Annotated in this window: 14 protein-coding genes; 8 read left to right on the forward strand and 6 right to left on the reverse strand. The window is 52.5% G+C overall.

Features of this window, described 5'->3' with window-relative positions; genetic code table 11:
* Positions 1 to 102 precede the first annotated feature (102 nt).
* A complete protein-coding gene (gene dacC / locus ACH0WD_RS20215; RefSeq protein WP_000195712.1) occupies positions 103 to 1,305 on the forward strand; it encodes a serine-type D-Ala-D-Ala carboxypeptidase in 1,203 nt (400 codons plus the stop codon).
* Positions 1,306 to 1,349: 44 nt separating this feature from the next.
* On the opposite strand, the gene deoR is transcribed toward dacC, so the two are convergent.
* Positions 1,350 to 2,108 carry a DNA-binding transcriptional repressor DeoR gene (gene deoR, locus ACH0WD_RS20220; RefSeq protein ID WP_000450106.1) on the reverse strand — a complete coding sequence of 253 codons (759 nt, stop codon included), beginning with the start codon at positions 2,106 to 2,108 and terminating at the stop codon, positions 1,350 to 1,352.
* A gap of 71 nt (positions 2,109 to 2,179) precedes the next feature.
* Complete coding sequence (gene ybjG / locus ACH0WD_RS20225; RefSeq protein WP_001747665.1) at positions 2,180 to 2,788, reverse strand: undecaprenyl-diphosphate phosphatase; 609 nt, start codon at positions 2,786 to 2,788, stop codon at positions 2,180 to 2,182.
* A 312-nt stretch (positions 2,789 to 3,100) separates the two neighbouring features.
* Here ybjG and ACH0WD_RS20230 point away from each other — a divergent pair, with 312 nt between their 5' ends.
* On the forward strand, positions 3,101 to 4,333 hold the full coding sequence (locus tag ACH0WD_RS20230) for an MFS transporter (protein ID WP_001181284.1): 1,233 nt from the start codon (positions 3,101 to 3,103) through the stop codon (positions 4,331 to 4,333).
* Positions 4,334 to 4,386: 53 nt separating this feature from the next.
* Here the strand turns inward: ACH0WD_RS20230 and ACH0WD_RS20235 are convergent, their stop codons facing one another.
* Positions 4,387 to 5,202 carry a Cof-type HAD-IIB family hydrolase gene (locus ACH0WD_RS20235; protein WP_000023556.1) on the reverse strand — a complete coding sequence of 272 codons (816 nt, stop codon included), beginning with the start codon at positions 5,200 to 5,202 and terminating at the stop codon, positions 4,387 to 4,389.
* Positions 5,199 to 6,410: an MFS transporter gene (locus ACH0WD_RS20240; protein ID WP_000217430.1), complete on the reverse strand. Its 1,212-nt coding sequence runs from the start codon at positions 6,408 to 6,410 to the stop codon at positions 5,199 to 5,201. Before ACH0WD_RS20240 ends, ACH0WD_RS20235 begins: the two co-directional genes overlap by 4 nt.
* A gap of 167 nt (positions 6,411 to 6,577) precedes the next feature.
* Here ACH0WD_RS20240 and ACH0WD_RS20245 point away from each other — a divergent pair, with 167 nt between their 5' ends.
* Complete coding sequence (locus tag ACH0WD_RS20245; protein ID WP_000661870.1) at positions 6,578 to 7,198, forward strand: TetR/AcrR family transcriptional regulator; 621 nt, start codon at positions 6,578 to 6,580, stop codon at positions 7,196 to 7,198.
* A gap of 116 nt (positions 7,199 to 7,314) precedes the next feature.
* On the opposite strand, the gene ACH0WD_RS20250 is transcribed toward ACH0WD_RS20245, so the two are convergent.
* Positions 7,315 to 9,000 carry an aspartate:alanine antiporter gene (locus ACH0WD_RS20250; protein WP_001024853.1) on the reverse strand — a complete coding sequence of 562 codons (1,686 nt, stop codon included), beginning with the start codon at positions 8,998 to 9,000 and terminating at the stop codon, positions 7,315 to 7,317.
* 270 nt (positions 9,001 to 9,270) lie between these two features.
* Between ACH0WD_RS20250 and ACH0WD_RS20255 the strand changes: the two genes are divergently transcribed.
* Complete coding sequence (locus tag ACH0WD_RS20255; protein WP_000680850.1) at positions 9,271 to 9,648, forward strand: inner membrane protein YbjM; 378 nt, start codon at positions 9,271 to 9,273, stop codon at positions 9,646 to 9,648.
* A 31-nt stretch (positions 9,649 to 9,679) separates the two neighbouring features.
* Here ACH0WD_RS20255 and ACH0WD_RS20260 read toward each other — a convergent pair whose 3' ends face one another.
* Positions 9,680 to 9,943: a GrxA family glutaredoxin gene (locus tag ACH0WD_RS20260; RefSeq protein WP_000495513.1), complete on the reverse strand. Its 264-nt coding sequence runs from the start codon at positions 9,941 to 9,943 to the stop codon at positions 9,680 to 9,682.
* Positions 9,944 to 10,112: 169 nt separating this feature from the next.
* Here ACH0WD_RS20260 and ACH0WD_RS20265 point away from each other — a divergent pair, with 169 nt between their 5' ends.
* The 4 genes from ACH0WD_RS20265 to ACH0WD_RS20280 all read left to right on the forward strand — a co-directional run bounded on the left by ACH0WD_RS20265 (position 10,113) and on the right by ACH0WD_RS20280 (position 12,642).
* Positions 10,113 to 10,403 carry a YbjC family protein gene (locus tag ACH0WD_RS20265; RefSeq protein ID WP_001259135.1) on the forward strand — a complete coding sequence of 97 codons (291 nt, stop codon included), beginning with the start codon at positions 10,113 to 10,115 and terminating at the stop codon, positions 10,401 to 10,403.
* Positions 10,387 to 11,109 carry a nitroreductase NfsA gene (gene nfsA, locus ACH0WD_RS20270; protein ID WP_000075300.1) on the forward strand — a complete coding sequence of 241 codons (723 nt, stop codon included), beginning with the start codon at positions 10,387 to 10,389 and terminating at the stop codon, positions 11,107 to 11,109. The genes ACH0WD_RS20265 and nfsA overlap by 17 nt, the downstream gene beginning before the upstream one ends.
* A gap of 57 nt (positions 11,110 to 11,166) precedes the next feature.
* Positions 11,167 to 12,069 carry a 30S ribosomal protein S6--L-glutamate ligase gene (gene rimK / locus ACH0WD_RS20275; RefSeq protein WP_000684361.1) on the forward strand — a complete coding sequence of 301 codons (903 nt, stop codon included), beginning with the start codon at positions 11,167 to 11,169 and terminating at the stop codon, positions 12,067 to 12,069.
* Between the two features lie 96 nt (positions 12,070 to 12,165).
* Positions 12,166 to 12,642, forward strand: coding sequence for a YbjN domain-containing protein (locus ACH0WD_RS20280; RefSeq protein WP_000624810.1), 477 nt, complete (start codon positions 12,166 to 12,168; stop codon positions 12,640 to 12,642).
* Positions 12,643 to 12,803 lie beyond the last annotated feature (161 nt).

Consider the following 12,803-nt stretch of genomic DNA (forward strand, 5'->3'; position numbering starts at 1 on the left):
CCAAGTTACGGTTTCTTTAACGTCGTGAGTGCGTTATTACTCACCGCACTTATTACACGGTGGTGTGACGTGTGTTTTTGGAATGGATACTCGGGTGGTACTATGACGCAATACGCTTCTTCCCTTCGTAGCCTCGCGGCAGGTTCGGTTCTCTTATTCCTTTTCGCTTCGCCTGTAAAGGCAGAGGAACAAACGATCGCGCCGCCGGGCGTTGATGCGCGAGCCTGGATCTTAATGGATTACGCCAGCGGTAAAGTACTGGCGGAAGGCAACGCCGATGAGAAACTCGACCCTGCCAGTTTGACAAAAATTATGACCAGCTACGTGGTGGGCCAGGCGCTGAAGGCAGGGAAAATCAAGCTGACCGATATGGTGACGGTGGGCAAAGATGCTTGGGCGACGGGGAACCCGGCGCTACGTGGGTCGTCGGTGATGTTTCTGAAGCCAGGCGATCAGGTGTCGGTTGCGGATCTTAATAAAGGCATCATCATTCAGTCAGGTAATGATGCCTGTATCGCGCTTGCCGACTACGTCGCCGGAAGCCAGGAGTCCTTTATCGGCCTGATGAACGCCTATGCGAAACGACTGGGATTAACGAATACAACCTTCCAGACGGTACACGGTCTTGATGCGCCAGGGCAGTTCAGTACCGCTCGCGATATGGCGTTGCTCGGCAAGGCCTTGATTCACGATGTGCCTGACGAATACGCCATTCATAAAGAGAAAGAATTTACTTTTAATAATATTCGTCAACCGAACCGCAACCGCCTGTTGTGGAGCACCAATCTGCATGTCGACGGCATGAAAACGGGGACAACGGCAGGGGCTGGATATAACCTTGTCGCCTCCGCCACCCAGGGCGATATGCGCCTGATCTCTGTCGTGCTGGGGGCGAAAACGGACCGTATTCGTTTTAATGAGTCAGAAAAACTGCTGACCTGGGGTTTCCGCTTCTTTGAAACGGTCACGCCGATTAAACCTGACGCGACATTCGTGACGCAACGGGTCTGGTTTGGCGATAAGCGTGAGGTCAATTTGGGGGCGGGCGATGCGGGGTCTGTGACGATTCCGCGTGGGCAGCTTAAAAACCTGAAGGCCAGCTTTACGTTGAACGAACCACAGCTCACGGCGCCGTTGAAGAAAGGGCAGGTTGTCGGCACCATCGATTTCCAGCTTAACGGAAAATCCATTGAGCAACGCCCGTTAATGGTGATGGAAAACGTCGAGGAGGGGGGATTTTTCAGCCGGATGTGGGATTTTGTGCTGATGAAACTCCATCAGTGGTTTGGCAGTTGGTTCTCGTAAAATAACCCCATTGCCGGGTGCGCGTCGCATCCGGCAACGGGCGGTTAATACATCAGAGTAATTTGTTGCGCTTTAGCGTAGGCCACAAAGGCCTCATCGGGACGGCGGTCGCTGATAATCGTATCAAAGCGTGATAATTCCCCCATCCGCGCCGGACGTACCTTGCCGAATTTACTGTGATCCACCACCAGTACATGGCTCTGTGCCATTGTCATTGCCCAATGTTTTACCGGCAGCTCTTCCAGATTAAAGCAGGTAGCGCCTTTACTGGTATGAACGCCGGCGGCGGAATAAAACGCGATATCCGGACAAATATTGTTTAACGTTTCATGGAAATCAAGCGGCTTGAAAATGGCGTTGCTGGCGTGAAACTCCCCGCCGCTCAGGATGGCGCGGCAATGGGGTTTGTCCTGCAGCGCCAGAAAGGTATTAAGTGAATAGCACACCGCCGTAAAGGGAAGGTCATTATCAATGGCTTCAATGATCCACGGCGTGGTGGTGCCGCAGTCAATAAATACTGTCTGATGCGCTTGTACCAGGCCCGCAGCCAACTGAGCGGCTCGGCGTTTTTCTTCCACCAGACGAGATTTTTGATCGCTTAACAGATAATGACTGGCGCTGCGGGGCTCCAGTACGATATAGCCGCCCAGCAATACGACAGGCGCGCTTTTATGGTTCAGGTCGCGACGAATGGTCATTTCAGAGACGCCCAACAGGGTCGCGGCTTCTTTTAGATGAAGTTTATCGCTGCGTTTTAAGGCCTGCAGCAATTGACCAATACGCTCGTCGCGTCGCGTTTCCATAGTTCCCCTGGAGAGTTAAATAAGCGCTCCGCACCATACAGAGCGCTTAATATTACTCTTTTTTTCGCTATTTAGTCACGTACCCAGCCTTTTCGAATGGGCAATGCGAAACAGAAACGGTAACAACGTTGCAGCGCCTGGTAGAGCGGCGTGCCGTACCATTGCCAGATCAGCTGTGCGCTCAGGCAGCCAAGCATCGCTACCAGCAGCGCGCCAATCATATCTAACGGCCAGTGTACGCCGAGATAGACGCGCGACCAGGCGATGGTCATGGCTATCGCCATCATCACGATGCCTGACCAGAGGCGGTGCCAGAACAAAAACGCCAGCGCAAAGGTAAAAATCACCGTACCGTGATCGCTGGGGAACGAGTCATCGGCGGCATGATGCAGGAAGTTATAGCCGATATGATCGACAAACGGACGGTCGTGCGGGAAAAGGTGTCCCATTGTCCAGGAGACCGCCAGACTGATAATCAGCGCGATGCCGATTTTAACGATCAGCTGACGCTGGGCGCAGACCCGATCGCGGGGACCCCACAGCCAGAGTACCACGGCTAAGAGCGGGACGATGTTGATGACATCTTTGGCGATAAAGATAGCGAGCGAAATTGTCCACTGCGCGGAATCAGGTGTGGCGTTAATAAAATAAAACAGCGAGTTGTTAAGGTTTTCCAGCATAACATCCAGGCTCGGAGCAATGAAATCAAAAGGGATAGCCAGCTCATCCCCGTGCAAACTGAGCATAAATGCAGCGTAACAAGGAGGAAAAGCAGTATTGTCTTATTTGGCGGCAACATGAAGAGATTTAAGACAATGGCATAAAATAACGTTGATGATAACGGCGCAAACTTAAATTAACCTTAAAGTACGCAAGCGCTAAGCAGCTTTCTGTAAAAATGTGCGCTATTTCCCTTGCAGCCTCATAATTCGCTATCTCAGTTCCCCGACTTTCATTACACTCTGCGCGGTTTTTATTGGCGAAGAGATGGTATGCAGAATCGTTTACAATCAGGCGGCAGGCTGGGACGTCAGGCGCTACTTTTTCCTCTCTGTCTGGTGCTGTACGAATTTTCTACTTATATTGGCAACGACATGATCCAGCCGGGTATGCTGGCGGTGGTTGAGCAGTATCAGGCAGGCCTGGACTGGGTTCCGACGTCCATGACCGCTTATCTGGCGGGCGGTATGTTCTTACAGTGGCTGCTTGGCCCGTTGTCTGACCGGATTGGCCGTCGTCCCGTAATGCTGGCGGGCGTCGTGTGGTTTATTGTCACCTGCCTGGCGACGTTACTGGCGAAAAACATCGAACAATTTACATTCCTGCGTTTTTTGCAAGGGATTAGCCTGTGTTTTATCGGCGCTGTAGGGTATGCCGCGATTCAGGAATCCTTTGAGGAAGCGGTGTGTATAAAAATTACCGCGCTGATGGCGAACGTGGCGTTAATCGCGCCGCTACTGGGACCACTGGTTGGGGCGGCATGGGTGCATGTTCTGCCGTGGGAGGGGATGTTTATTTTATTTGCCGCACTGGCCGCTATCGCCTTTTTCGGGCTACAGCGCGCAATGCCGGAGACCGCCACGCGGCGGGGCGAAACGCTGTCATTTAAGGCGCTGGGCCGGGATTATCGGTTGGTGATAAAAAACCGGCGGTTCGTCGCAGGGGCGTTAGCGCTGGGATTTGTCAGCCTGCCGCTGTTGGCCTGGATTGCGCAGTCGCCGATTATCATCATTAGCGGCGAACAGCTCAGCAGCTATGAATATGGTCTGCTGCAGGTGCCCGTTTTTGGCGCGCTCATTGCCGGTAATCTGGTGTTAGCGCGTTTAACCTCCCGACGTACGGTTCGCTCGCTGATCGTGATGGGCGGCTGGCCTATCGTCGCGGGGCTGATCATCGCCGCGGCGGCGACGGTGGTTTCATCCCATGCTTATTTATGGATGACGGCGGGATTAAGCGTATACGCTTTTGGCATTGGGCTGGCGAATGCCGGACTGGTGCGTCTGACGCTCTTTTCCAGCGATATGAGTAAAGGAACGGTCTCGGCGGCGATGGGAATGCTACAAATGCTGATTTTTACCGTTGGCATTGAAGTCAGTAAACACGCCTGGTTAAGCGGCGGCAATGGGCTATTTAGCCTGTTTAATCTGGCAAACGGTATTCTTTGGCTACTGCTGATGCTGGTCTTCTTAAAAGATAAGCGGACGGGGAATTTGCAAACAGTCTGAGAGAGCGGCTACGCCTGATAAGCTTTCTGTTATCAGGCATAGAGAGGCATCCGCTAGATGTTAAACGGCGGCTCGTTGTTTAATACGCTGTCGATGATATCCAGCACGCCTTCCTGGTTGTTCGATCCGGCGCGGTATTTCGCCGCCGCCGCGACCGCCTCGCTGGCGTGCGACATGGCAAAACTAAACCCGGCCTGACGCAGCATCTCAATATCGTTGCCGCCGTCGCCGAATACCACCACTTCACTATCATGAATGCCCCAGCGCTGCTGTAACAGACGCAGGCCGTTGGCTTTATGCACGCCGGGAATTATTAAATCAATACTGCCATAGCCGGTATGAACGGGGACCATGATATCGCCAATGGCGTCGTGCAGCGCCGCCTGTACTTCCGGTATCCGTTCATCGGTAATATTAAGGCCGAATTTGAAAAAGACATCGTTGATGTTATTAAAATTATCCACAAACTCCAGACGATGATAATACATTGCCGCAACGGCTTTTAACGCATCGTTGTACCGTTTCAGCGTATAGGCGCTGTTTTTTCCACAGGCGATAATCTCCACATCGGCGCGTGTGAGCAGGTGTTCGACAACCGTCTGGAAGTCGGATTTTGTCAGCTCGCCGTTAAAAATATCCTCTCCTTCGCTGACCACCCAACCGCCGTTTTCCGCGACAAAAGCGATTTCGTGCGCAATTTCAGGAAAGAACGAGATTAACTGGTAATACTGGTTGCCGCTGGCCACGACAAAGCGAATGCCTTGCCGCTTCATTTGTTGGTACTGCGCCATAAACCGGTCACGGTTATAGGTTTTTTGATCGCTCAGAAAAGTGCCGTCCATGTCGACGGCGATTAATTTGATACTCATGCGTTATGCTCCATCACCGGTTGCGGAGTCGATACAGGTTTGGCGACGGCCTTCGCCACCAGCGCCGCCAGAATAACCAGCGCCAGCACAACCATCATGGCGCTGCGTAATCCATAATGCTCTCCCAGATAGCCCAACAGCGGCGGCCCGACCAAAAACGCCAGATAGCCGGTCGTGGCGACAACGCTCACGCGCGTCGGCGCGTCGGGACCGGTATCGCTGGCGGCGGAAATGGTCAGCGGGAAGCCGAGCGAAGCGCCTAAGCCCCAAAGAATGACCGAGACGCCGGCGACCCAGTCGCTATCGACAAAAATAATCAGGCCAATGCCCAGCGCTCCCATCAACGCGCTGGCGCGAACAACCGTCACCCGGCTATAGCGGTCAATAAACCAGCCGCCGGTAAAGCGGCCAACGGTCATACCAAGCGTGAAACCGGCGTAGATCAGAGAGCCGGAGGTTGGGCTAAAACCGTGTCCGTCTACCATCAGTAGCGGCAGCCAGTCATTCGCAGAGCCTTCGGCGAATGCCATTGCCAGCACCACCACGCCAATAAGCAAAAGCTGGATGTCCCGATAAAAAGGTAATCCTTTTTCCTGAAGGTGAGCATCTTCCGATGCGTTTTTACCCGTACCGTCAGGGATCGCCCGAATGGCGATAAAAATGGGCGCGATCGCCACGGCAGCCGCGAGGATGATATGGATGTTAGCCGGGACGCTTAATGCGGTTAACGCCATGCCGACACCAGCGCCCGCCAGCGTGCCGAAACTGTAGAAACCATGCATCATCGGCAGAACAGTTTTATTCAGCTCGCGTTCGACCGCCGCGCCTTCGACATTAATCGCCACTTCGGCTGCGCCAAAACTGGCGCCGAAAACGGCTAATCCAAGGGCAAAAATCAGCGGCGAGGCGCACCACAGCGCGACGCTAAGAATAACCATCCCGGTTACTGCGCAGGTCATCGTCGTGCGAATAACCTTCCGGGTGCCAAATCGTTTCACCAGCCAGGCGGAACAAAGAATACCGCTCATTGAACCGATAGAAAGCCCGAATAAGACCGCCCCCATTTCCGCGGTAGAGACGGAAAGAATATCCCGAATAGCAGGCGTTCGGGTTGCCCAGGAGGCCATCAGCAGTCCGGGTAAAAAGAAGAACATAAACAGCGCCCAGGTACGGCGTTTTAAGGCGTTACGTGAGGAGAGGACGGTCATAGCGTCAGGCCAGAAAATAGAAGCGAGAGGTAAACATTAGCAAGCTTGTGTACATTTGTACATATCATCGTCATACTTCGTTGTGCAGACAGTTTTTACTGTCTGTTTTTTCAGCGTAAACGGCAGGCTACTATCGCCTGCATCCTGAATGAGATGTGGAACTCATCATGAAAGAAAATGCCGTAAGACGCGCCAATGATCCTAAGCGACGGGAAAAAATAATTCAGGCCACACTGGAAGCGGTAAAGACCTATGGCGTTCATGCCGTGACGCACCGGAAAATCGCCGCTATCGCTCAGGTGCCGCTTGGCTCGATGACCTACTATTTTGCCGGTATGGATGCGTTATTGAGTGAAGCTTTTACACTTTTCACCGAGAACATGTCGCGTCAATACCAGGACTTTTTTGCGCAGGTGACGGATGCGGAGGGGGCGTGCCAGGCGATAACGGAAATGATTTACGGCTCGCAGGTTACGACGCCGGATAATATGGCGTTAATGTATCAGTTATATGCCTATGCCAGCGATAAGCCAGCGTTAAAAATAGTCATGCAAAACTGGATGCAGCGTAGCCAGAATACGCTGGCGCAGTGGTTTGACGCACAGACCGCCCGCGCGCTGGATGCGTTTATCGAGGGGATGACGCTGCATTTTGTAACGGATCGAACGCCGCTGGCGCGTGAAGCGATTTTACAGATGGTAAAGCGAATCGCCGGAGCGTCAATGTCGTGTCACTCTGCGTCAGGCAACAAAAAACCCACCAACCTTGAACCGAAATGGCGGGGTTGATGGGCTCCACAAAATGGGGACATCAAAGAAAAGCAGTGGCAATAGGTATGACTGATGCTTTAACGAAAAGTTCGACCTATTGGCAAAATTTTTTCACTTAAAGGCAAACTTCAGTTTTATCCTAATCCCGGCCAGATAATGACAATAAGCGTCCCCGCCAGCGTTAGCAGAACGTTGGCGATAGCGTAAGTCCCCGCATAACCCAGCGCTGGAATATTGCTGCGCGCCGTATCGCTAATGATTTCCATCGCCGGGGCGCAGGTACGCGCGCCCATCATGGCGCCGAACAGCAGCGCCCGGTTCATGCGCAGCACATAAGCGCCAAACAAGAAGCAGATCACCACCGGTACCAGGCTGACGACAAGCCCGGCGATCAGCATTTGTCCGCCGACCGCGCCCAGACCGTTGCTGATACCGCTGCCGGCGCTTAAACCAACGCCTGCCATAAATACCATCAAGCCGAATTCTTTCACCATGTTAAGCGCGCCCTGCGGAATATAACCAAAGGTAGGATGGTTAGCGCGCAGGAAACCGAGCATGATCCCGGCGAACAGCAATCCGGCCGCGTTGCCGATGCCGAAACTAAAATTGCTGAACTGGAAGGTAATCATCCCGATCATTAACCCGATGATAAAAAAAGCGCAGAAGGCGAGCAGGTCCGTCACCTGACTATGGATCGAAATAAAACCAATGCGATCGGCGATGGTTTTTACGCGTCTGGCGTCGCCGCTCACCTGTAACACGTCGCCTTTATTCAGCACGACGTTATCGTCGATAGGCATTTCGATCTGGCTGCGGATGACGCGGTTAAGGAAGCAGCCATGATCGGTCAGCTTGAGCTGAGCGAGGCGGCGACCGACCGCATTGTGGTTTTTTACCACAATTTCTTCCGTCACGATGCGCATATCAAGCAGATCGCGATCAAACACTTCCTTACCATTACGGAAGCTGGGATCGAGCCTGGCGTGCGCGTCCGGATAGCCGACCAGCGCAATCTCATCGCCCATTTGCAGCACCGCATCGCCATCCGGGTTCGCCAGAATACCGTTACGACGAATACGTTCGATATAGCAACCTGTCTGGCGGTAAATACCCAGCTCGCGCAGGTTTTTTCCGTCAGTCCAGGCCACCAGTTCCGGACCAACCCGATAGGCGCGGATAACCGGCAAATAAACTTTGCGATTAGCATCGGTATCCAGACCGCGCTCGCGAGCAATTTGCTGGGCGCTGGTTTGCAAATCCTGATGCTGTAGTTTAGGCAAGTAACGCGCGCCCACGATCAGGCTGACCAAGCCAATCAGATAGGTCAGGGCATAGCCCAGGCTCAGATTATCAAGAGCGGAGGAGAGTTGGGTGCTGGCGATGCCGGAATGTCGCAGGGTATCGCCTGCGCCAACCAGCACGGGCGTGGATGTCATTGAGCCGGCCAGCATACCGGCCGTCAGGCCAATATCCCAGCCGAATAGCTTACCAAGGCCTAAGGCGATTAGCAGAGCGCTACCGACCATGACCAGGGCAAGCATCAGATAGTTTTTACCGTCGCGAAAAAAAATCGAAAAAAAGTTGGGGCCAGCCTCGACGCCGACACAAAAAATAAACAGCATAAATCCCAGATTTAGCGCGTCGGTGTTAATACTGAAGTGTTGCTGCCCTAATAATAGAGAGACCACTAAAACGCCAATGGAATTACCAAGTTGGACTGAACCCAGACGTAACTTGCCAAGACACAGGCCAAGAGCCAGGACCACAAATAATAACAGGATGTAATTCCCATTTAACAAATCTGCGACGTTTATATTCACGGAGACTAACTTCTTGTTTACGAGTAAGCTGTTGAAAGAAATGGTAATTTACGCTACTGTTTTTATCATGAATTAAGGGTGCAATCGTATTGCATACAGCATCCAAATAAAAACAACACAACAATATATCCTGCTAGTTTAATCTTATTGCGTACTAACGGCTATAAGAATCGTGCAGGTGTGTTTTTGGCATGGAATGCCACATGACTTTATCTGACTGGATGCCTCACGGCGGAAAGCGTGTTCGATAGAGAGTGTCAGGAGGAACGATTGAAACATAAACACGGGTGGGCAAGCGTTGTCTGCTGCTTTGTACTCTTTATTGTGGTGTGTCTTTCATTAACTATGCATGTACAAGGCGCTTTTCGCGCGGCAGGGCATCCTGAGATTGGACTGTTATTTTTTACGTTACCTGGCGCGGTGGCCAGTTTTTGTTCTCACCGACGCGAGGTGATCCGACCGCTGATCGGGGCGATGCTGGCGGCGCCGTTTTGCCTGGTGTTAATGCGCGTGGTATTTATGCCTACCCGATCGTTTTGGCAAGAACTGGCGTGGTTATTTAGCGCCGTATTCTGGTGTGCGTTAGGCGCGCTCTGCTATTTGTTTATTAGCAGCCTGTTTAGCCACCGGCGAAAAAAACGCCGATAGCGCCCTCCGGTAGAGGGCGTTGCCAGAGCAATCAGGCGAAAAGATTCAGATTTTCTTTTGCCCATGCTTCAAAATCCGTACAGCCGCCGATATGTTTTTGATCGACAAAAATCTGCGGTACGGTTTCTACAGGTTTACCTACGGTTTTTTCCAAATCCGCTTTAGTAATGCCTTCAGCATGGATATCAATATAGCGGTAGTTAAAATCGTCGCGTTCTTTGCTCAGTTTTTCCGCCAACTCTTTTGCACGCACGCAATAAGGGCACCCTGGGCGGCCAAAAATAACAGTAAACATATCTCTCCTCGAACATAAAGCCAGACGGCGAACAGGTGTTATCATGCCGCGATTTACGGCAGATGAAAAGCAGGTTACGCCTGTTCCTTTGATAACCCAGGGCTATATCTGTTAAGCACGCCGGACCAGAACGTTCTACACTGTGCGTCAGTTAACCGGGAGGCTTGATATGCGCACGATTGGCGTGTTACCCAAAAGCGTACTGATACTGGAATACCTCGGTATGATTTTGCTGGCGTTTGCTCTGCTATCGCTTAATCATTACCTTACGCTGCCCGCGCCGTTCAATACGCCGCTGGCTGGCGTATTGATGGTTTTCCTGGGCGTCGTGTTGATCCTCCCCGCCGCGGTGGCGATGATGTGGCGTATTGCGCAGTTACTGGCGCCGCAGTTGATGAAACGTCCACCCGACATTTCTTCCCGTTCAGATAGAGAAAAGCATAATGAGTCCGACCATTGAACTTCTTTGTGGCCATCGTTCTATTCGCCATTTCACCGATGAACCCGTGACTGACGCGCAGCGAGAGGCCATTATTGCCGCCGCGCGCAGCACGTCCAGTTCCAGTTTTTTACAGTGCAGCTCTATTATCCGTATTACCGATCGGGCGCTGCGCGAGGCGTTAGTGCCCCTGACGGGAGGGCAAAAGCATGTGGCGCAGGCCGCTGAGTTCTGGGTATTTTGCGCCGATTTTAATCGTCATTTGCAGATCTGCCCTGACGCGCAGTTGGGGCTTGCCGAACAACTGCTGCTCGGTGTCGTCGATACGGCGATGATGGGGCAAAATGCGCTGACGGCGGCGGAATCACTGGGGTTAGGCGGCGTATATATCGGCGGCATCCGTAACAATATTGAATCTGTTACAGAACTGTTAAAATTGCCGAAGCATGTATTGCCGCTCTTTGGCCTGTGTTTGGGATGGCCTGCGGATAATCCGGATCTGAAACCGCGCCTGCCTGCCGAGCTTGTGGTTCATGAGAACCAGTACCAACCGCTTGATGAAAAGCTGCTGGCGCGCTATGACGAGCAGTTGGCTGAGTATTATCTGACCCGCGGCAGTAATACGCGACGCGATACCTGGAGCGATCATATCCGTCGCACCCTGATTAAAGAAAATCGCCCATTTATCCTTGAATATTTGCATAAACAGGGCTGGGCGACGCGCTAAAACCTGCGGGCCAGTGTATGATACGCGGGCTTTTCAGGGTTTTCAGCGAGGTGCAGGGTGAAAATTGCCATATTGTCCAGGGATGGAACGCTCTATTCTTGCAAACGTCTGCGCGAAGCGGCGATGCGGCGCGGCCATCTGGTCGAGATACTCGATCCTCTTTCCTGCTATATGAATATTAATCCGGCAGCGTCGTCGATCCATTACAAGGGGCGTCGTCTGCCCCATTTTGACGCCGTTATTCCCCGTATTGGTTCGGCCATTACCTTTTATGGTACCGCTGCGCTACGTCAGTTTGAGCTATTGGGTAGCTATCCGCTGAATGAATCCGTCGCCATTACCCGCGCGCGCGATAAGCTGCGATCGCTACAACTTCTGGCGCGCCAGGGGATCGATCTTCCCATTACCGGGATCGCCCATTCGCCGGATGATACCAGCGATCTTATTAAGATGGTTGGCGGGGCGCCGCTGGTCGTGAAGCTGGTAGAAGGCACGCAAGGGATCGGCGTGGTATTGGCGGAGACGCGTCAGGCTGCTGAAAGCGTTATTGATGCGTTTCGGGGGCTGAATGCCCATATCCTGGTTCAGGAATACATTGCCGAAGCTAAAGGATGCGATATTCGTTGTCTGGTCGTCGGCAATGAGGTTGTGGCAGCGATTGAGCGGTGCGCGAAAGCCGGTGATTTTCGCTCCAATCTTCATCGTGGCGGGGTGGCCAGCATCGCGACGATCACGCCTCGTGAACGGGATATCGCCATCAAAGCCGCACAAACGCTGGGGCTGGATGTGGCGGGCGTCGATATTTTACGCGCCGCGCGCGGGCCGCTGGTGATGGAGGTGAATGCCTCGCCGGGACTGGAAGGTATCGAAAAGACTACGGGCGTGGATATCGCGGGGCGAATGATTCAGTGGATAGAACGTCACGCTACGCCTGAATTTTGCCTTAAAATCGGCGGCTAATCGCAATCGTGGATTCCGCCGTAGTACGAAGCACGCTTTTTGCGTAAGCTGTGCCGGTAATTTTTTCATCGTCATCGTAAGAGGTAGCACATTATTATGATATCACTGGTCGTTCCCACTCTGGATACGTTGCGTCAATGGCTCGACGACCTGGGCATGAATTTCTTCGAATGTGATACCTGCCAGGCGCTGCATTTGCCGCATATGCAGAATTTTGACGGCGTCTACGATGCTAAAATCGATTTGGTGGACAACACCATTCTTTTTTCCGCGATGGCGGAGGTCAGGCCTTCCGCGTTGCTGCCGCTGGCGGCCGATCTCTCTGCTATCAACGCCAGTTCGTTGACGGTAAAAGCCTTTCTCGATATGCAGGATGATAATCTGCCAAAACTGGTTGTGTGCCAGTCTTTATCCGTTATGCAAGGCGTCACCTACGAACAGTTCGAATGGTTTGTTCGCCAAAGTGAAGAGCAGATTTCTATGGTGATCCTTGAGGCCGGGGCGCATCAGCTTCTGTTTAACGCGGAAGAAGACGCGCAAAAAACCAGCGCGGTTGACCATTTTCTTCACTAATCCCTTCCGATAATCAGGCAGTCGCTGCCAGCGCGGCTGCTGTTTACACTTTTTTATGCTGCTATTAACCTTTATTTAAAGAATTATTCACCTCCTTTCTGACCATTTCGCTTTATCACATAGACAAAACCTGCATAAAAAATTGATAAAAGGCGTTTTTT

This window comes from Salmonella sp. 2020_1395, assembly GCF_043848115.1.
GTDB lineage: Bacteria > Pseudomonadota > Gammaproteobacteria > Enterobacterales > Enterobacteriaceae > Salmonella > Salmonella enterica.